The sequence below is a fragment of the Paenibacillus sp. FSL L8-0663 genome (assembly GCF_038008125.1).
In the GTDB taxonomy this organism is placed as follows: Bacteria; Bacillota; Bacilli; order Paenibacillales; family Paenibacillaceae; genus Paenibacillus; species Paenibacillus polymyxa_D.
In genome coordinates, this window is record NZ_JBBOYM010000001.1 from 323,732 (window position 1) to 342,543 (window position 18,812).

Here is an 18,812-nt window from a genome sequence, read left to right on the forward strand (position 1 = left end):
TCATCATGAGACGCCGTTTCCTTCTTCACTGAAGGGACGGCGTTTTTGCATGATGGGTCTGGAGCCACAGCAATCCAATCCCGCCATATGGTATTATAGGGTTATGTGAAAAGAGACGTTTTGGAAGCTTGTGAATACGAAAAATCTCCGGGGGACTTCATGAATAAGACGATTGCAGATATAGCCCAAATGGCTGGTGTATCCAAGAGCACGGTATCTCGTTTTTTGAACGGCGGGTCTGTCAGCGTGGATACGAAACGAAAAATTGAAAAAGTGGTTAAAGCCACGGGCTATGTGCCCAATGCCTTTGCCCAGAGTCTTAAGGCGAAGCGGACCAACATCATCGGCACCGTTGTGCCGCGTCTGGATTCTTTTGCGACATCTCATACGCTGATGGGGATTGATGAGGAACTGCGTTCTCAGCATTATCAGATGCTGATCTCCAATACGAGCCAGGATGTACAGCGTGAAATCGAAGCCATTTATGAGCTGGGCCGACAAAAGATTTCGGGTATCATTTTGCTGGCTGCTCAAATTACAGACGACCATCTGACCGCGATTCGTGACATCGGTATTCCAGTGTTGCTGGTGGGCCAGCAGCACGAGCAGCTTCATAGCCTTATCCATGATGACTATCGTGCAGGATATGATATTGGCACGTACGTTTTGTCTCAGGGACACCGCGAAATTGCCTACGTTGGTGTTACTGAAAAGGATGTTGCCGTCGGTGTGCAGCGCAAGGAGGGATTTAGGCAGGCTGTACGCGATGCATTGCCTACTGAGTCTTGTACGGACGATGCGATGCAAGCAGCAGGGTATGATATCAGATACTATGAGACCGGATTTAAAATGTCCGATGCACGAATTGCTGCATCCGCTATTTTGGACAATTTCAAGCCAACGTTAATGGTGTGTGCTACGGATAATATTGCGCTGGGCGTAATCAATGCTGCTTATTCCAGAGGGATTGTCATTCCGTCGGATTTGTCGGTAACTGGCTTTGGGGGATACGATATTACGGAGGTCATTCACCCTGCGCTGACAACCGTTCAATATCCGTATATGGATGCTGGACGTGTAGCAGCGCAAAATATTATGCGGCTGGTAGAACATAAATCGGTAGAAAAAGTGACGGTCATGAATTATTCCCTTATCGAAAGAGAAAGCGTTGACAAACGCTGAACAAGTGGATTATAATTTCTTCGAAACCGGTTCCATAGTATACGGACATAAATGGAATCGGTTGCAAATCCATGGATGAGCATTTTTTTAATCGTATGGGAACCGGTTCCGAAAGAATATTTTTTCACTAATTTGGAACCGGTTCCTGAGGCGAAGTTTTAATAAAAATGAGGTACAACTATGAAAATGACAAGAGAACAAAAGTATCGAATGATCGAGCAGGCAGAGCCCGGTGAAATAGCCAGCTTGGAGGAGAAAGTGGAGCAATGTCACTGGCGGCAGGGGTTTCATATCCAGCCACCGACAGGTTTGCTCAATGACCCCAATGGCTTTTCGTATTACCAAGGTGAATACCACTTATTTTATCAGTGGTTTCCACTCGGAACGGATCATGGGATGAAATACTGGTATCATTTGAAATCCAGAGATTTGGCCACATGGAATAGTGCGGGCATTGGCATTGCACCTGGGGATTATTTTGATTCACATGGGGCTTACTCAGGCAGCGCACTGGAGCATGAGGGCAAATTATATATGCTGTATACGGGAAATGCACGAGATGAAGATTGGATCAGACATCCTTATCAATGCATGGCTGTTATGGACGAGAACGGTCGCATTACTAAATGGAAGCACCCCGTTATTTCCAATGTGCCAGAAGGGTATACAGACCATTTTCGTGATCCCAAGCTATGGAAAGACGGCGATAGCTTTTACTGTGTGATTGGTGCCCAAAGAACGAATTTAACAGGCTGCGCCGTCCTCTACCGATCAACCGACCTTCATTCATGGGAGTTTGAGGGAGAATTGCGCACAGAGCTGGAGTCGTTTGGCTACATGTGGGAATGTCCGGATTATTTTGAACTGAACGAAGCGGGTGTCTTGATCTTTTCTCCTCAGGGCTTGGAGCCTTCCGGGGATGAAAATCACAATATTTATCAATCGGGCTACGTAATCGGCAAGCCGTTAGATACCGGGACAAGAACACTGGAGCACGGCGCATTCCACGAGCTCGATAGAGGCTTTGACTTCTATGCGCCACAGACGATGATTGACCCGCAGGGGCGGCGTATTATGGTGGCATGGATGGGTCTGCCGGATATCGACTATCCCACAGATCCGAACGGATGGGCTCATTGTCTGACATTACCAAGGGAGCTTACGCTTCATGAGGGCAAACTCTTGCAGCGGCCAATTCCTGAGCTGACTACGCTACGCAGAAATCGTGAGGATCGGGTAGCTGACACGTTATTCTCAGAGAGCAAAACCTATGAAGGATTTACAGGTACGGCCTATGAGCTGATCTGTGAGGTAGATCTTTTAAGCGCTAAGATGTTTGGTATTGAATTCCGTGCGAGTGAGACTGAGAAAACGGTGATTAAATATGATGCCATCAGTCGCAAACTTGTATTGGATCGTTCGCAATCAGGTGAGCCTATAGCCACTTCGTATGGTGAGATACGGCAGTGTTCATGGGATAAAGATCATATCAAACTTCATTTGTTTGTAGATACGTCTTCGGTTGAGATTTTCGTCAATGATGGGGAAGAGGTGTTCACCAGTCGTATTTTTCCGCATCCAGAGAGTGACGAAATACGCTTTTTTGCCGACAAGGGAGAGGCTCTCTTCCAGGCGGTGAAATGGGATTTTACATGAGTACGCTAAAACATCAAGTGGATCGTTAATCATCAAACATAACGGAATCAACGAGAGGATGAACATCATGGCGGAGAACAGAGAAATAGCTAAAGAAGTGATCCAGGCAATCGGCGGGCAAGAAAATATTGCATCTTTTGCTCATTGCGCGACACGCTTGCGGATTATGGTGCATGACAAGGAGAAAATTGATCAGAAAAAAGTTGAGGAGATCGACAAGGTCAAGGGTGCTTTCTTCAATTCCGGGCAATATCAGATTATTTTTGGTACAGGTACGGTAAATCGAATTTTCGAAGAGGTCGAAAAGCTTGGCGTAACCGGTTCATCTAAAGAAGAGGTGAAGAGTCAGGCGAAAAAGGAAGGGAACGTCTTCCAGCGCTCCATCCGTACCTTTGGTGATGTGTTTGTACCGATTATTCCTGTGCTGGTCGCTACAGGGCTGTTCATGGGGCTACGTGGCTTGCTCACTCAGCCGCAAATTCTCGCTCTACTTGGCATGACGCCACAGGACATTTCACCCAATTTTCTATTGTACACACAAGTATTAACAGATACGGCCTTTGCTTTTCTGCCAGCGTTAGTCGCATGGTCAGCCTTTAGAGTATTCGGTGGTAGTCCAGTGCTGGGTATCGTTCTCGGTCTGATGCTGGTAAACCCGGCCTTGCCCAACGCTTATAGTGTTGCGGACGGCTCAGCCCACCCGTTGACGATGTTCGGATTCATTCCTGTGGTGGGCTATCAAGGCTCGGTATTGCCAGCTTTCTTCGTGGGCTTGATCGGAGCCAAGCTGGAGCGGGCGCTGCGCAAACGGGTGCCTGAAGCGCTAGATCTGATTCTTACACCGTTTTTAACACTGTTGATCATGATCACTTTGGGATTGTTTGCCATCGGTCCGATTTTCCATTCACTCGAAGAATGGGTGCTGCACGGAACAACGTTTGTGCTGGATTTGCCTTTCGGTATTGCAGGGATTGTCATCGGTTTCTTGCATCAGATTATCGTTGTTACAGGTGTGCATCATATCTTTAATTTCTTGGAGATTCAACTGCTTGAAAAGAACGGCGCGAACGCCTTTAACGCCATCATTACCTGCGCTATGGCTGCTCAAGGTGCTGCCTGTCTGGCGGTTGGACTGAAAACGAAGAATAGCAAGCTGAAAGCGTTGGCACTTCCTTCCTCGTTGTCTGCTTTTCTGGGGATTACGGAACCGGCTATTTTCGGGGTCAACCTGAGATACATGAAGCCTTTTGTCATGGGGCTTATCGGTGGTGCGGTTGGCGGTTTTATCGCTTCACTCTTCCATTTGGCGGCTACAGGTATGGCAGTTACAGTCATTCCAGGCACGTTGCTCTACATGAACCATCAGCTTCCGCTTTACATTTTGGCCAACTTGGCTGCCATGGTTGTAGCCTTTGTCCTGACCTGGATGTTTGGCTATAACGATAAAATGCTGGAAGAGGTCAAAACAGCGGGTTCTTCAACTTAATATGATTTCGGAATAAGCACAGATTCGCATATAAATGAACTATAACGGTCGCCCTACTTTGGAGCGCTCTTGGCCCTTGTTGAAAAGGGATGCTAGAGAAGCTTCCAGGTGGGGAGACCGTTTTTTATAGACTTTATCATTACGTATCCGGATACGTAATTTGGCTTTGGCCAACGTCGGCTCATAACGCAATGGTTTCAGAGCATCTCAATGAAATGGACTTCCCACCATATTCTTCAATTGCTAATTCGAATTCACTATTGAGCGGTTTGACGCCTGAAGAATATAATGAAGTTATCAAAAATGCGAAACCCATAGAATCAATTGCTGTTGAAAAAGAAAAGACTCAACTCGATCAAAAGATTTCTCCTATGTCATTGGGAGCATGGTCATTTAGTCACCATTCTCGAGACGATGGGGCTGTTTACTCTAATAAGTTTTCGGTTAATAACGCAGCTATCCTGAATTTCCATGTAGTACAATGGGCAGATGGTAGTTCTTGGTCCAGCCCTGAAGTAGGTTACCTGCTTGTGAACAAAAATTATTTGGGAGAGGTTTTTGCCGTTTATGGAAGATATACAGATGAAAATAGGGATTTTCAAATTAAAGCTCCAGGTTTTGGAGAATATCAGATAATGGTACTTAACCTCAATGATTATACGATTTCAGGAAATGGATACGTTACGTTTTAATACTATTTTATTTAACGATTATTATGTTTTTTATGAACTCGTTATAATACTAATATTTTCTAAAATATGTAATACATCTTTTGGGAAGGGAGGTGTGTGCGTGTGAACAAGCGATTAAGAACAAGTGTTGTTGTCTTAGGTCTAACTGTTCTTATCGGAGGGGTTATAACCGTCATTCAAAGCCAAACTTTTGCTAATGAAATTAAAACTGAGGTTAAGGTAACCGGCGATTCTAAAACCAGTGTAACCAAAACTGAGACTAAGGCAACCGATGATTCTAACCAGCTCTCACCAGAGAGAAAGAAAGAACTAACTCATCTAGCTGAATCTAAACAACCCCATGTCCTGTTAACTGAGCACGGAGATTTTTATCCCGTTAAGGTTCCAAACAAGTACCAAAGTGATCAGGTTGCAAATTTGGATAATAAGGGAGAAGAAATAACTTCTAAAACAAAACAGGTCATTTTAAGAAATTTCACCTACGAAAAAAAAGAGGAAGAAAACTGATTTTCCCAGGAACGCTCAAAAAAATGAGCGTTCTTTTTTCTAGCTTCAAATTCAAAATTGCTTTGTATCATCTTCCCATAATCCTATTTCTGTAGTTCTAAACGATGGAGGAACGTTCATCCAGAAATTCGGACGGTGAGCAGCCTGTTAACCGTTTGAAGATTCGATGGAAATAGGACACATCACTATATCCCACATACTCCGAAATTTCACGAATCGTTAGCCGGGACTCGGTCAGCATGTAGATGGCGGTTTTAATACGTTGCGTATGTACATGCTCGCTGATCGTTTGGCGTGTTACCTCACGCAGCAGCGTCGCGGCATAATTGGGGGTTTTACGGATGGCGTCGCCAAGCTCCTCCTTGGTTACCTTTTCCCGGTAATGGTTCTGGATATACTGTTTCATATGTTCCACATGTCGCTCTCGATCGCAAGAAATGGCGCCTTTGTCCCATTCCTGATTCATATATATCATGGCCTCGGTCAGCAGACAGTCAGCCATCATGGTGTAGTAGCTTGGGTGTTCAGTCCATTGATAGTACATCGATTTGATCCGTTCATGCAGCATGTCGTAGCATCCGGGCTTGATCAACAACGGCTTGTCAGTATTCAGGATGGGAAGTGTGCTGTTCGTACATGTTTTGCGGCAATGTATCACATACTTGGTATGAAAAAGCGTAGGAATGCTCTTGCCATAGTAATCCAGATGACTGGGTAAAAGCAGTGTTTCACCTTTACCGAGAATGAATTTGCAATCGTTCACCCAATATACACATTTGCCAAAGGTGACCAAAATGAACAGTAAGTCATCGTTGTCGCTATTTGCACTAGCCTTTTCATACCAGTCCACTCCGTTGTCCTGCCGTATATCTACCAATGTAATCACGAAACTCACTCCCCGATGTCTTCAACATTCATTATACTGTAGTACATTCATCATACTATAGTTCATAGTCTTGGTGCACGGGTACAGGTAGAATAGAGCCATATAAGTTTAATGTAGATAGAGAAGCAAAGTGGAATAGAAAACCATACAGTAAAGACATTCAGGAGGATGACATTACTATGCTTAAAACGAAAATTATTTGTACTATGGGACCTGCCTGTGACTCCATTCATTTGTTAAAAGAAATGATCCAGGCTGGTATGACTGTAGCCCGCTTGAATATGGCTCACGGTGAGCTGGAAGATCACGTTAAACGTATCGAAAATGTGCGTCAGGCTGCGAAGGAAATGAATACCTTTATCCCTGTCATGATGGATATTAAAGGACCGGAAATACGGATTGGCAAGCTGAGAGAGGCATCTTGTCTGCTGAAGCCAGGTAGCCAGCTCATTCTGACCACAGAAGAGATTCTAGGGGACGAGCATCGTATTTCAGTGAATTACCCGGATATGCCGAAGGACATCAAACCAGGCGACCGCATTCTCATTGACGACGGTTTGGTTGATCTGACTGTAACCTCCATCGAAGGTACGGAAATGATTTGTAATATTGTAAGCGGCGGTATTTTGAAGCCGAGAAAAGGTGTAAACCTGCCAGGGATTCATACAACCCTTCCAGGCGTGACGGAGCGAGATGTGAGACACATCCAATTTGGGGTGGAGCAGCGCGTTGAGCTTATTGCGGCTTCTTTTGTGCGTAAAGGCGACGATATCCGCGAAATCCGTGAGATTTTGAAGGGCCATCATGCGGAGCATGTCCAAATTTATTCCAAAATTGAAAATGCTGAAGGCATGGAAAACCTGGATGATATTATCGAAGCTTCCGATGGCATTATGGTAGCCCGTGGCGATCTGGGCGTCGAGGTGCCGATTCAAGATGTGCCTGTGATGCAAAAAGAAATGATCGACAAGTGTAATCTGGTCGGCAAGCCCGTTATCGTAGCTACCCACATGCTGGAATCCATGCAGGTGAACCCGCGTCCGACGAGAGCTGAAGTTAGTGACGTGTTTAATGCCGTTATGCAAGGAGCCGATGTTGTTATGCTGTCAGGTGAATCTGCTGCAGGTAAATATCCTGTCGAGTCTGTACGGACCATGGCTGCGGTAGCTGCCAGTGCAGAATCACAATTGGATTATCAGGAGCAGTTCGATAAGCGCAGAGCACGTCAGAGCACCAACATTACCGAAGTGATTAGTCAGGGTGCGGTAAGTTCGTCTCTGGAGCTGGATGCCAAAGCGATTATTACCTCGACTGCCAGTGGATTCACGGCACGTATGGTATCCAAATATCGTCCGAAGGCGCCTATTATTGCGGTTACTCCGAATAATACGGTATTCGCTAAAATTTGCCTGTTATCCGGTGTGTTCCCGATCAAAGGGGATAAAGTAGCTACAACGGATGAAATGTTCGAATCCTCCATCCGTAACGCTCTGAATGCAGGATATATCCATAAAGGTGACACTGTAGTCCTGTCGGCGGGTGTTCCAGTCGCTGAGGCGGGCACCACTAACTTGATCCGAGTATACCAAGTGTAATTTACAACAAAATATAGACAGCAAAAAGGCGCCATCCCGTCGGGGGAGCGCCTTTTTGACATGAATTAAGAAGCACCTCTGAGGGTGTCATGAACTACGGCGTATAGCTGGCCACGTACGTCACTGACTTACAGCCCGAACACACTTTTAGCAACGACTTGTGTCAATTCTGCTTTATGGGCTTGATATTGCTCAGGCGTAATGCTCTTATTAGCCAGTCGTTGATCCAACTGCTCCGTTAACTGAGCTACTTGTAAATCAACGACAGCCTGTGCATCCTGATTATTGGTGTGTGCAATATCTGCCAAGGTTTGACCGTTATACAACGCTTCATATAATTGCTCATCCGAGGATGCGCCCAATGTTTTCAACAGTTCATCATCCTTGGAAGCTTCATTATCCTGTACCTGAGGGGCTCTCTCTGGAGCCAGTGTAGCAGCATTAGCCCGACTTCCCCAAGTAGAAGATTGCCCAATAGACAACGCCAGCAACAGTGTACAGATGACCAACATTCGTTTTCGATTCATAAGTGTAAAATCTCCTTTGTGTTTCATTCAATTTCTGACAGAGTGGAGCCTTATATGGATATCCAACGGGAGTAATGTTTATGCCTTTAGCCGATCCGGCTTATGTAGTTACCAGATTCTAATATACATCATACACACCCAATCTTAGCGCCAGCTTAATACTCGTTTAAAATAAACTAAAAGAGGGGAATGTAAACAGGTAAAGCTAAAAAAATTCACGGATGTGAATAATGGAAGTAATTTACCCTTTGGATTCTGCCGGATATGAAAAAAACCTCCTTCACAAAAGTGAAAGAGGTTTTAGACATCTACAACCATTACAATTTAGGGTTTTTTCCATACTTATTGTCGCTAGGCTGACTGTCTTGGCAGAAGAATACAATCAAAATAATTGACCTAACTAAAGGAAGCAAAAATGAGTTTATTAGCACAAGAGAACATTCTATATATAGACTAACTTTCAGTTTCTATTAAAAGAGATATTAATTTGGTACACAGAATCCTTGTGGTACTCCTCCCAACAAAGTAGTGTAGTAGATAGTATATCCGTTGTTATTCCAATTACACAGTTCATTAGCTCCGTATAGTGCAGATAGAACTGCCGCTACTGCTGCGGGTAATCCAAACATGGAAGCCACTGCTGCTGCTCCTCCACCTCCAGCAAGAACTTTTCCAATTTTAGATGCTGTATTACCATCAATTTTATAAGTACTATATAATATGTTGTTAGTCGAGATAGCGGGATTGATTGTTGTAGATTTTGCAGCGCTGCATTCACAATTTTTATCAACAATATTTGCTTTTATATCTTTAATGTTTGTACCTACTGTAATGTTGCCTTGCTCTATGTTTTCATTAGTGAAAGTAATTATTTCTTTGAACTTTTCAAAAGCCTCTTCACTCACGCCTGCTTCTTTATAATTAGTGAATCCATTAAATACTTTTCCATCTACTACATATGTTTTTTCTTCAAGGTCCGATTTGACAATTTCCAAGATTATACTTTCTTCAGAACTGTCTGCTTGAACTTGTTGGGCTGCAATTGCAAATTTACCAAATCCTAAAGTACTAAAAAAAATAGCAGTGATGACAAAAGGAATTAGAAGCTTTCTACATAATTTCATTTTTTAATTCTCCTTTTATTTTTAATGTCAAGAATGAAAATAAGTAATACAAGAGCTGTTGTAATTACTGCTAATACTTTTGAATTAATGTGAAAGTATAAATGCCAATCAAATACATAAGAAAATAGGAGTATTACAGATATAACCTTGATAATTTTTTCAAAAATTGAATATCATCCCCTTTTTTGTGGTGTTAATGATCATTATACCAATATAAGATTTATTTTGTAAATAGTTAGGAAAAAATATTTGAAAATGATAGAGAAGGTTTTTGTACTTACTAAAAGTTGTTTTTTTTAAGTATGCAAGCATTTTATCTTGTTATTGTGAAATTGTATTTAAGCAACACATTTATTGTGGTTAATAATAAAGTGAATAATTTATAAAAATATAAAAATACATATTGAATTTTCCATATCCATTGAATAATATAGAGGTACGGTTAACCGTCAGGTTTGAATAGGCCTTCTTAACAGAAGGTCAGGCTGTCGAGAAACCCCCTGTTTTTTAATCAGGTTTAAAATGGCCACTTTGATCAAATAAAAATGGGTCCTCAGATCGTTTTAAATCGATTTTTGTTTTAAAAGTTGAGTTTCCCCAAATAAAAAATAAAGTGCCGGAAAGTCCGTTGGACTTTCTCGACACTCTGGCCTTCTTAACAGAAGGTGCTTTTATTTTTCAAATCTATTGAAAGCGCTTTAAATTGGACAGGAGGGATAAGTAACTTTAAATTCGAGGCGAAGAAGTTAATACAAACATAATCCTGACCGCTTTCCCAAAATTGTTTTATGTTATCAGGGATGTTCAAAACGAGAGGAGATTAATTTATGAAGCATTTATTTGTTCGTAAAGTAACGGCAGCTTCACTTGCGGGTGCGCTGTTGTTGCCTGCTTCTTTGGTAGGCGCCGAGCAAACACTCAATTTAGATACAGTTGAGGCTCAAAGTGTGGGTCAAACTTCCCTTCAAGCTCAAGATATGGGGAACCTTTCAATCCAAAGTAAAAAGGCCGTTTCCTTCAAGGAGACTTCCGTACATGATCCATCCATCCTGAAAGTGAAAGACACATTTTACATTTTTGGCTCCCATCTTGCGGCTGCCAAGTCCAAAGACCTCATGAATTGGGATACGATTGCTACAGGAGTGGCGAATGGTAATGCATTAATTCCCAACGTTAAAGAAGAATTAAAGGAAGCACTGGATTGGGCGCAGACAGACACGCTGTGGGCAGCTGATGTCATTCAACTGGCAGATGGCAAGTTCTATATGTATTATAACGCTTGTAAAGGTGACTCCCCGCGTTCAGCAATGGGCCTAGCAGTTGCTGATAAAATTGAAGGGCCGTATAAGAATAAAGGGATTTTTCTAAAATCCGGTATGTGGGACCAACCGAGTGAGGATGGGACGATCTATGACGCAACCAAGCATCCGAACGCCGTGGACCCGGACACCTTTTACGATAAGAACGGCAAGCTGTGGATGGTATATGGCTCCTACTCAGGAGGCATCTTCATTATGCAGATGGATGAAAAAACAGGGAAGCCGCTCCCAGGTCAAGGCTACGGGAAAAAGCTGACAGGCGGCAACCATGCTCGTATGGAAGGGCCGTACATACAATACAGTCCGCAAACGGACTACTATTACTTGTTCCTATCGTATGGTGGATTGTCAGCGGATGGCGGATACAACCTGCGGGTGGCTCGGTCCAAAACACCGGATGGTCCTTTCTACGATGCTGAAGGCAACGATATGATCAAGGTCAAGGCGAATCCGGACAAACCACTTTTTGATGACGCTTCCATTGAACCATACGGTGTCAAACTGATAGGTAATTACCTGATTCCAAGAGAAATTGGTGATCCGGGTACAGGACTGGGTGCAGGCTATGTGTCGCCCGGACACAACTCGGCTTATTATGATCCCAAGACGAAAAAGCATTTTGTCATTTTTCATTCACGTTTCCCTGGGAGAGGCGAACAGTTTGAAGTGCGGGTACATGAAATGTTCATGAACGCTGACGGTTGGCCTGTGGTTGCTCCTTATCGTTATTCGGGAGATGAGGATTCACTGAAAAGGCTGTCAGAAAAGGATGTCCTCGGTCAATACTCGTATGTAAATCATGGAAAGGAAATTTCGGCAAATATTAAGCAAGCTGTTATCGTCAATCTGGATCGCGGTGGCAAACTGTCTGGTGGAGTGAACGGTACATGGAAGTTGGGGGCAGACAATCAGTTGGAAATTACAGCAGAGGGCACGAAGTACAAAGGTGTATTCCTGCGGCACCGTGATCCAGACACAGGTGCCAAGACGCTTGCTTTTACCGCGTTGTCCTCCAAGGGTGTTGCGGTATGGGGTTCGCTAAAGCCTGACCTGAAGGCCAGCAAGATTGTAACTGCTGTGCAGAAGGACCTTAGTCTGGGCGATACGAGCAATGTTCTTTATAATCTGACGCTACCTACTCAAGCAGCACAAGATACCACTATTTCATGGGAGTCCACCCACCCGGAGAATATTTCTGTGACAGGTGATGTATACCGTCCAGAAGCCGGTTCTCAGCCTGTAAAAGTTACATTGACGGCGACCATTAAAAAGGACAAAGCCACCGCTAAGAAAAGCTTTACAGCCATTGTTCCCGGGCAGGCCCAAGGTCCTCAGCTCGCACGCTATTCGTGGAATGAAGATCAAGGAACTACGGTTGTCGACAGCACATACAATCAATTTGATGGTAAGACCTATGGTGGTGCTGCATGGGATAAAGACGGGAAGCTTGGCGGTGCGCTTGTCCTAAACGGTAAGGATGGTTACGTGCAACTACCAAATACAGTAACAGATGCGAAGGATTTTACCTTTTCCGCTTGGGTGAACTGGAAGGGCGGTGCAGCTTGGCAACGGATTTTTGACTTCGGCAACGGCCAAGCCCGGCATATGTTTCTTACCCCTTCCCAAGGTAGCGGTGTACTCCAGTTTACAATCCATGAAGGTACGGATCAAAGCTTGCTTTCCAAATCATCATTACCGCTAAACCAGTGGACACATGTAGCGGTTACACTGGAAGGGAATACAGGGAAATTGTATGTAAATGGTGAGGAAGTAGCTGTTAATGACGGTATTACCTTTAATCCCAATGAGTTGCTGACGAGCGAGGCTTATCTCGGCAAAAGCCGCTTTGCCGCCGATGCTTACTTCAATGGCAGCCTGGATGAAGTTCAATTGTATAACAAAGCGCTGACAGCAGAGGAAATTAAAGCACTGGCAGAATTGTAGTTCAAAATAAGCAAATAAACGCAGGAGATGGGCTTTTATTAAGAAGTTCGTCTCCTGCGCAATGTTTTGTATATTTATTTCTTGATTGCTGGTATAATAGGTAGCAACTGCGGATATAATGTTTTAAGTAGGCGTTAATGACTCGCTCCCGCCGAATGAACACAGCTTTGAAGCAGCAATAGAGAACATAAGCACTCTGCATAAATTAAATTCACCAGTGCTTGCGTTTTCAATACACTTATGGTAATATGAGTATATTGAGATTGTGACCTGAGATTCGCATATTGTAGAGGGCTATTGTTTTAGGTTGAAATAACCTTGTGCAATATGTGAATTTTTATTTGTAAAAAATAAAGGTCATATAAATACATTTTGGAGGTAATTCCATGCAAACAGGTACAGTTAAATGGTTTAACGCAGAAAAAGGTTTCGGTTTCATCGAGGTTGAAGGTGGAAGCGACGTATTCGTACATTTCTCCGCAATCCAAGGCGAAGGTTTCAAATCTTTGGACGAAGGCCAACGCGTAGAATTCAACGTAGTTGAAGGAAACCGTGGACCACAAGCTGAGAACGTTGTAAAACTGTAATTTTAAATTACAGCCTACTTCAGATGCCCCGAACATAGCGTTTGGGGCATTTGTTTTTATCTGTTCATAAGACCGTTTTTGAACTGATTACATCTTATCGCTTTATAAATCATGAAGAAAGAGGGATGTTTATGTACAATTCACGGAAAAAGCCAATGGATGAGATTCCTGAGGAAATTACAACTGTCTGGAATTGCGCCAGCGATACATGTAACGGCTGGATGCGAGATAACTTCGCTTTTTCTGTCGAGCCGACATGCCCCATTTGCGGTTCTGCCATGGTGAAGGGCGAGAAAAAGCTGGCTGTTTTAAATAATACGAGCTTCAATCATACCAAACAATCCTAAGCGGATTAATGTTTGTAGTGAAAGATGCCCCATAGCCATTAACGGCGCTGAGGCGTCTTTTTGTTTTTTATAAATATAAATTATACATAAGTATGAACAGGCTTTCAATTATGGTGTGGAGGATGGGGCTAGTATGCTCAGTAAGATAGAATTAAATTCAGGTAGCGCTTCGTAAAATACACCGTGGCCGCTTCGTTCGAAAGGAATAAGTCTTGATCCGGCAATTCCTTTTTGAGTTTGGACAAGCCAGGGGGAAAGGACAGACCCGATCCAGCTTGCCGTGTAGAATCCAGGTGGGCACGTGTATACATGGCAAATCAGGGCGCAAATCAGAGTCACGTAGTGAGTACAAAGTACAAGCCATGCTATGAACTGTTGACGCAAAGCCCTGGTCACGTAACCAGTCGCGTAAGCTCTGGCTGACGGGATTAGCAAACAACATTTCGCCAAAAGAAGTTACCAGTTGTGGACGATCTGTATAGGCTTGTTTGATGAGTTTATCTACCTCTGTCAGGAGTACCATAAGGGAAGTCGCTGGTTGGGGTGAACCGGGGTGTAGCTGCTCCGATCAAGATCAACTGATTGACACCAAATCCCCGGTGCCTGCTCATATAGCGTGTGACCACAGCTCCTCCCATGGAAAACCCGATTAGCCGTACCTGGTTTAACTGAAGCGCCTGCATAACAGCCAGCAGATCGTCCGCCAATCGATCATAATTGTATCCATGCCATGGTCGATCAGACTTGCCGAACCCCCTAAGATCAACCTGAATACAGCGATACCCGTAAGCAGGCAACAAGGCGACCTGGTATTCGTACATTCGGTGATCCAGCGGCCAGCCGTGCACCATCAGAACAGGGATGCCTTCTCCAATAACCTCGACATACAGCTTCACGCCGCGTTCCACCTCAATATAATATCCCATCGTGTTCACCCCTCTAGAAATCACGTCATTTCATTCTCTCTCACATATATGTAGCCAGGGCTTAGCTCATTCGAAAAAGGGATGAGTCTGTCACGATATAAGCATATAATATGTCAAAAAATGTATGTCATCCTGTATAGGGATAGGATATAATTATGGAATGAAACAGCATCGGGAGAGTGGAACAATGACACCATCAAAAACATTAAAATGGATTACAGGCGGATTGGAGCTATTTTTAGCTATTCCCGTTTTGGGCGGGCTGCTCGTCGTAAATTCCGCGTATACTATATTGTTCTTTATGCTGATTTTCCACATTGTTACGTTGGTACTATCGGTGACGAATAGAGAGTCTTATTATGGATCTATTTTAGGGATCGTGACCTCGGTTATTGGATGGATTCCGATTGTGGGCTGGTTGATGCATTTGCTCTCAGGCATATTTTTGATGATTACCGCAGCTCAGCAGCCGCGTGATCAGTATCGTAATCGCAATCCTTATGATGATTATCGCTACTAGGGTAAGTGATTGATACGAAGATGAAAGATCCTGTTGAACAGGGTCTTTTTTTATTTATGAAATCTCCCCATGATAATGGTGTTGTAGTATTTGCCATCTGAAAGAACCTTATCGTTTTTTAATAACCCTTCGATTTCAAAACCATGTTTTTTATAAAGCTCAATGGCTTTATCATTCGTTTCCAAAACTTGTAGAGTCATTTTCTTGATGCCATTGGATTCAGCCCAGGAAATAGATTTTTTTAAAAGATTCGTCCCGATCCCGTAACTCCAAAAATCCTTTAGTACACATACGCCGAAATCAACTTTATGAGAGAATCTGCTCAGAACATGGCCCTCACATCTTGAAAATCCGACGATTTTATCATGAACTACTGCAACTAAAAATAGGTTTCTGTTATTCTCTGTATCCGTTTCGATGAGCTGTTCAAAACCGGATGTACTTATAAATGCTTCTCCCTTCTCTCTGTCTAAATTTTCAGTTTCTCCATCAATCAGCAAACGGATTTCAGACAAATTCTTCGCATCTTGAATCATGGCTGATCTGATCGTATAGCACATTCCTTGCACATCAAATTCCTGTTGATTTATTTTCATTAGGTTCTCCTTTTTATGGATTAGAGTGAAAAATGAATTCTGGATCATGTTAGTCTACCATATTATCTTATTTACATGATAAATAAGCATGTCTCCTTCTGTTGTATCGCAGCAGGGGACAGGCTTATTGTCGTCTCTATCCGTACAGGGAAGCCGGACGGAGATTTATTATACATGAGTGGATGTGCCCAAACGGGAGCTGTAGCTATTTCTGCTTAGTAGAGGCTTTAGCTGTATTGGTTTTAGCAGGAGCCTTGGCATCTCCTTGAGCAGGAGTTTTACCTGCATCCGCTTTACCGCCATCTACTGGTGGCTTGGATGGTTTCACGCCATTCACCATATCTGTCATCATTTGTTTTAGATTAGAGACGCGTTGGTTATATTCAGTTGCCGTAATCTTGCCGTTTTGTTTTTCCGTAGCCAGTTTCGCTTTCATATTCGAAACCATCACATCAATAACAGAATTTACACTTACGCCTTGTGCTTTGGCGATTGTAGCAAGGGATTTACCTGCTTTCAGCTGTGTATCCAATTGACTGGAGGATAATTTTAATAATTTCAGGAGAGCTTTGTTCTCAGCATAGTTTCCTCCTGCGATTTTAGGGCCGTTAGCATCGCCTGGGTTACCCTTAGGTGCCTGTGCTTTGTCTGCAAGGGGAGCCTTCTCAGGTGTAGTGGAAGCAGCATGAGCTGCGCTTGTGGAGTACAGTGCTCCGCCTCCTAAAAATGCTAACGCCATCGTTCCAGCTAAAATTGCTTTTTTGGTGCTCTTCATCTTCATTTTCCACCTTTCAGTAATGGGGTGTTTGGTACGTGGTACATCATAAGGGATCAACTTGAATGCTATCTGAGTGTAAGCTGAGCATTTACTGAATGAATTTGGAGAGCGTGACTAACTGACATTTTAGCTAATAGAGTACTTGTATTATGTGTATTAAGTGATATAATACACTACAGGCACGATAGATGCAGCCGATTAGGGGGAAACACCCATGGAAGAGCAACGGGTTGGCTCGTTCCGATTTTTAATTGATTTTAGCCAGCCATTATATGAACAAATATTAAATCAAGTACGAAGCTCCATTGCTAAAGGGGAGATCGAAATGGGAAGCAAAATGCCGTCTGTTCGTGATCTGGCGCAGGAATTACGCATGAATCCGAATACTGTGATGCGAGCGTATCAGGAGCTGGAGCGGGACGGATTGACTGAGAAACGGCGTGGTCTAGGCACTTATGTTACGTCATCCAGTGAGCGGATTGCCAGCTTTCGGGAACAACTGGCTATGACGTATATAGATCAGTTTCTCGGACAAATGAGCAGCCTGGGACTATCCTGGGGAGATGTTCAGCAGTATATACGAAGCAAACAGGACGGAAATGAGAAGGAAGGAGGCGATAAGGCATGACGGAGTCTGTTGTGGTTGCGAATCATCTGGTGAAGCAATATGGCAGTAAAAAAGCGTTGGATCAATTGGATGTTGTCATTCCGGCAGGACGCATAGTAGGCGTGCTTGGACCCAATGGCTGTGGGAAGTCCAGCTTCTTTCGAGCGATCACTGGATTGATTCAGCCAGATGGGGGCGAGCTTCAGGTGTTGGGCCGACAGCCTGGTTGGGAAACCAACCGGGATATATCCTATCTTCCTGACCGGGCACGCTGGTACCCCAATCATACAGTTCAGCAGACGCTGGAATGGGGGAAGTCCTTTTTGCCTGGCTTCAATATAAAAGATGCCTATAAACTTGCTGATCATATGGACGTGGAGTTGGAGTTGAAAATGGCCGGGTTGAGTCGCGGGCAGGAGGCGCGTGTGCTACTGATTTTATGTCTGGCACGTGAGGTTCCACTCATGATTCTGGATGAACCGTTCGCAGGTATTGATGTCCTCTCCAGAGAGGCGATTGTGGCCGGGATTATTGATTATTTGGAGGGTCGGCAGCAATCTATACTCATTAGCACGCATGATATTCAGGAAGTGGAAGGCTTGTTTGACTACACGGTCATGATGGGCCGCGGACGGATCCTATGGTCTGGTGATTCGGATGATCTGCGTGCAGAGCATGGCTCGCTGAATCAGGTGTTCCGCAATTTGTACAAAAAGGAGTGGAAGGCGTGAATTCATCAGGGCTGTTCAAAGATTTAATACGCCATGAATTTCGAAATAAAGGAAGCTGGAGAAAACAGAGCCGCAATCGACTACCGAGATCGTGGAGACTTGTGTATTTCTCACTATTTCTCATTGCGGCGTTCGCTATTTCCTTGTACTTCGCGCTTCACAACCAACTGGAATTGACAAGGCTGTGGTATGTGACCCTGGGCTTGCCGTACATGATCATTTTCATGGGTGTGGGAAGTTTGAGACGAGAATGGGAAAATGACACCTACGGATGGTGGCTGACCCTTCCCTATCCGCGCATGTGGCTGATTAGCGCCAAATGGATTGCGGCAATTCTACAAACCATTGTCGTGATATTGTTCCTGTTTGTGGTGGGTTCTCTGTACGCATTGTTCATCTCATCAACGATACAGCCTTATACGCTCGCGGATGCAGCGTGCTTTATTGTAGCTGGATTGAACTGGTTTGTGATGATTATCGCTTTCACACCTTTTGTTATTGCGCTGGGCCTTCTGACTGCCAGTACCAAATACAGTACCTTGCGGCCGCTTAGCCCGATACTGTGGATTCTTTTGATGGGTGGCGGGAGTGTCTTTTATTGGTCGGGCGATCATGGGCTTTATGAGCAGTTTGATCATGCTCAGACAGGACAGTGGTTTTCTTTTACCTGGCATTTCCCGGTTGCGGTGTTGATCAGTTGGATTGCTGCGTATATATTAATCCGCTTGAACGCTTATTTGTTGGACAAAAAGCTGTCGATTTAGACTAGCGTATCTATAGGATCTATGAGGAAGGAGTTACA

Annotated in this window: 18 protein-coding genes and 1 pseudogene; 13 read left to right on the forward strand and 6 right to left on the reverse strand. The window is 43.9% G+C overall.

Annotated features, from left to right (window positions below; genetic code table 11):
• Positions 1-159: 159 nt before the first annotated feature.
• The 5 genes from MKY75_RS01390 (at position 160) to MKY75_RS01410 (ending at position 5,523) form a co-directional block, all read left to right on the forward strand.
• Positions 160-1,182: a LacI family DNA-binding transcriptional regulator gene (locus tag MKY75_RS01390; RefSeq protein ID WP_029516871.1), complete on the forward strand. Its 1,023-nt coding sequence runs from the start codon at positions 160-162 to the stop codon at positions 1,180-1,182.
• A 180-nt stretch (positions 1,183-1,362) separates the two neighbouring features.
• Positions 1,363-2,838 carry a glycoside hydrolase family 32 protein gene (locus MKY75_RS01395; protein ID WP_340884087.1) on the forward strand — a complete coding sequence of 492 codons (1,476 nt, stop codon included), beginning with the start codon at positions 1,363-1,365 and terminating at the stop codon, positions 2,836-2,838.
• Positions 2,839-2,905: 67 nt separating this feature from the next.
• Complete coding sequence (locus tag MKY75_RS01400; RefSeq protein WP_029516869.1) at positions 2,906-4,324, forward strand: sucrose-specific PTS transporter subunit IIBC; 1,419 nt, start codon at positions 2,906-2,908, stop codon at positions 4,322-4,324.
• 89 nt (positions 4,325-4,413) lie between these two features.
• A complete protein-coding gene (locus MKY75_RS01405; protein ID WP_340884089.1) occupies positions 4,414-5,016 on the forward strand; it encodes a hypothetical protein in 603 nt (200 codons plus the stop codon).
• Positions 5,017-5,118: 102 nt separating this feature from the next.
• A complete protein-coding gene (locus MKY75_RS01410) occupies positions 5,119-5,523 on the forward strand; it encodes a hypothetical protein (RefSeq protein ID WP_069010127.1) in 405 nt (134 codons plus the stop codon).
• A 97-nt stretch (positions 5,524-5,620) separates the two neighbouring features.
• On the opposite strand, the gene MKY75_RS01415 is transcribed toward MKY75_RS01410, so the two are convergent.
• Entirely contained in the window at positions 5,621-6,409 is a 789-nt protein-coding gene (locus MKY75_RS01415) for a helix-turn-helix domain-containing protein (protein ID WP_029516864.1), read from the reverse strand.
• A gap of 179 nt (positions 6,410-6,588) precedes the next feature.
• On the opposite strand from MKY75_RS01415, the gene pyk reads away from it, so the two are divergent.
• A complete protein-coding gene (gene pyk / locus MKY75_RS01420) occupies positions 6,589-8,004 on the forward strand; it encodes a pyruvate kinase (RefSeq protein ID WP_029516863.1) in 1,416 nt (471 codons plus the stop codon).
• Positions 8,005-8,132: 128 nt separating this feature from the next.
• On the opposite strand, the gene MKY75_RS01425 is transcribed toward pyk, so the two are convergent.
• Together MKY75_RS01425 and MKY75_RS01430 are read right to left on the reverse strand one after the other, a co-directional pair.
• Complete coding sequence (locus MKY75_RS01425) at positions 8,133-8,531, reverse strand: hypothetical protein (protein ID WP_029516862.1); 399 nt, start codon at positions 8,529-8,531, stop codon at positions 8,133-8,135.
• 482 nt (positions 8,532-9,013) lie between these two features.
• Positions 9,014-9,655, reverse strand: coding sequence for a hypothetical protein (locus MKY75_RS01430; protein ID WP_340884092.1), 642 nt, complete (start codon positions 9,653-9,655; stop codon positions 9,014-9,016).
• 827 nt (positions 9,656-10,482) lie between these two features.
• Here MKY75_RS01430 and MKY75_RS01435 point away from each other — a divergent pair.
• From MKY75_RS01435 to MKY75_RS01445, 3 genes are all read left to right on the forward strand, one after another.
• Positions 10,483-12,918: a LamG-like jellyroll fold domain-containing protein gene (locus tag MKY75_RS01435; protein WP_340884095.1), complete on the forward strand. Its 2,436-nt coding sequence runs from the start codon at positions 10,483-10,485 to the stop codon at positions 12,916-12,918.
• 386 nt (positions 12,919-13,304) lie between these two features.
• Entirely contained in the window at positions 13,305-13,505 is a 201-nt protein-coding gene (locus MKY75_RS01440) for a cold-shock protein (protein ID WP_007428290.1), read from the forward strand.
• 131 nt (positions 13,506-13,636) lie between these two features.
• Positions 13,637-13,852 carry a cold-shock protein gene (locus tag MKY75_RS01445; protein WP_013308357.1) on the forward strand — a complete coding sequence of 72 codons (216 nt, stop codon included), beginning with the start codon at positions 13,637-13,639 and terminating at the stop codon, positions 13,850-13,852.
• Positions 13,853-13,960: 108 nt separating this feature from the next.
• Here the strand turns inward: MKY75_RS01445 and MKY75_RS01450 are convergent.
• Positions 13,961-14,778, reverse strand: a pseudogene (locus MKY75_RS01450) (alpha/beta fold hydrolase).
• Between the two features lie 187 nt (positions 14,779-14,965).
• Here MKY75_RS01450 and MKY75_RS01455 point away from each other — a divergent pair.
• Entirely contained in the window at positions 14,966-15,298 is a 333-nt protein-coding gene (locus tag MKY75_RS01455) for a hypothetical protein (RefSeq protein WP_029516858.1), read from the forward strand.
• A 50-nt stretch (positions 15,299-15,348) separates the two neighbouring features.
• Here the strand turns inward: MKY75_RS01455 and MKY75_RS01460 are convergent, their stop codons facing one another.
• The gene (locus MKY75_RS01460) at positions 15,349-15,894 is read right to left on the reverse strand and encodes a GNAT family N-acetyltransferase (RefSeq protein WP_340884096.1); all 546 of its coding nucleotides are present in this window, start codon (positions 15,892-15,894) and stop codon (positions 15,349-15,351) included.
• A gap of 205 nt (positions 15,895-16,099) precedes the next feature.
• Complete coding sequence (locus MKY75_RS01465) at positions 16,100-16,669, reverse strand: hypothetical protein (protein ID WP_318628188.1); 570 nt, start codon at positions 16,667-16,669, stop codon at positions 16,100-16,102.
• A gap of 217 nt (positions 16,670-16,886) precedes the next feature.
• Here MKY75_RS01465 and MKY75_RS01470 point away from each other — a divergent pair, with 217 nt between their 5' ends.
• The 3 genes from MKY75_RS01470 to MKY75_RS01480 are packed head-to-tail and all read left to right on the forward strand — an operon-like array spanning position 16,887 to position 18,774.
• Positions 16,887-17,300 (forward strand): GntR family transcriptional regulator, encoded by a 414-nt coding sequence (locus MKY75_RS01470; protein WP_029516855.1) that lies wholly within the window; start codon positions 16,887-16,889, stop codon positions 17,298-17,300.
• Positions 17,297-18,010, forward strand: coding sequence for an ABC transporter ATP-binding protein (locus MKY75_RS01475; protein ID WP_069010117.1), 714 nt, complete (start codon positions 17,297-17,299; stop codon positions 18,008-18,010). Before MKY75_RS01470 ends, MKY75_RS01475 begins: the two co-directional genes overlap by 4 nt.
• A complete protein-coding gene (locus MKY75_RS01480; protein ID WP_029516853.1) occupies positions 18,007-18,774 on the forward strand; it encodes an ABC-2 transporter permease in 768 nt (255 codons plus the stop codon). Before MKY75_RS01475 ends, MKY75_RS01480 begins: the two co-directional genes overlap by 4 nt.
• The last annotated feature ends 38 nt before the right edge of the window (positions 18,775-18,812 follow it).

Bases quoted from the DNA above. Each gene is read 5' to 3' on its own strand.
- MKY75_RS01390 (WP_029516871.1), top strand. From the start codon at position 160: ATGAATAAGACGATTGCAGATATAGCCCAAATGGCTGGTGTATCCAAG.
- MKY75_RS01395 (WP_340884087.1), top strand. From the start codon at position 1,363: ATGAAAATGACAAGAGAACAAAAGTATCGAATGATCGAGCAGGCAGAG.
- MKY75_RS01400 (WP_029516869.1), top strand. From the start codon at position 2,906: ATGGCGGAGAACAGAGAAATAGCTAAAGAAGTGATCCAGGCAATCGGC.
- MKY75_RS01405 (WP_340884089.1), top strand. From the start codon at position 4,414: ATGCTAGAGAAGCTTCCAGGTGGGGAGACCGTTTTTTATAGACTTTAT.
- pyk (WP_029516863.1), top strand. From the start codon at position 6,589: ATGCTTAAAACGAAAATTATTTGTACTATGGGACCTGCCTGTGACTCC.
- MKY75_RS01425 (WP_029516862.1), bottom strand. From the start codon at position 8,531: ATGAATCGAAAACGAATGTTGGTCATCTGTACACTGTTGCTGGCGTTG.
- MKY75_RS01430 (WP_340884092.1), bottom strand. From the start codon at position 9,655: ATGAAATTATGTAGAAAGCTTCTAATTCCTTTTGTCATCACTGCTATT.
- MKY75_RS01435 (WP_340884095.1), top strand. From the start codon at position 10,483: ATGAAGCATTTATTTGTTCGTAAAGTAACGGCAGCTTCACTTGCGGGT.
- MKY75_RS01440 (WP_007428290.1), top strand. From the start codon at position 13,305: ATGCAAACAGGTACAGTTAAATGGTTTAACGCAGAAAAAGGTTTCGGT.
- MKY75_RS01445 (WP_013308357.1), top strand. From the start codon at position 13,637: ATGTACAATTCACGGAAAAAGCCAATGGATGAGATTCCTGAGGAAATT.
- MKY75_RS01455 (WP_029516858.1), top strand. From the start codon at position 14,966: ATGACACCATCAAAAACATTAAAATGGATTACAGGCGGATTGGAGCTA.
- MKY75_RS01460 (WP_340884096.1), bottom strand. From the start codon at position 15,894: ATGAAAATAAATCAACAGGAATTTGATGTGCAAGGAATGTGCTATACG.
- MKY75_RS01465 (WP_318628188.1), bottom strand. From the start codon at position 16,669: ATGAAGAGCACCAAAAAAGCAATTTTAGCTGGAACGATGGCGTTAGCA.
- MKY75_RS01470 (WP_029516855.1), top strand. From the start codon at position 16,887: ATGGAAGAGCAACGGGTTGGCTCGTTCCGATTTTTAATTGATTTTAGC.
- MKY75_RS01475 (WP_069010117.1), top strand. From the start codon at position 17,297: ATGACGGAGTCTGTTGTGGTTGCGAATCATCTGGTGAAGCAATATGGC.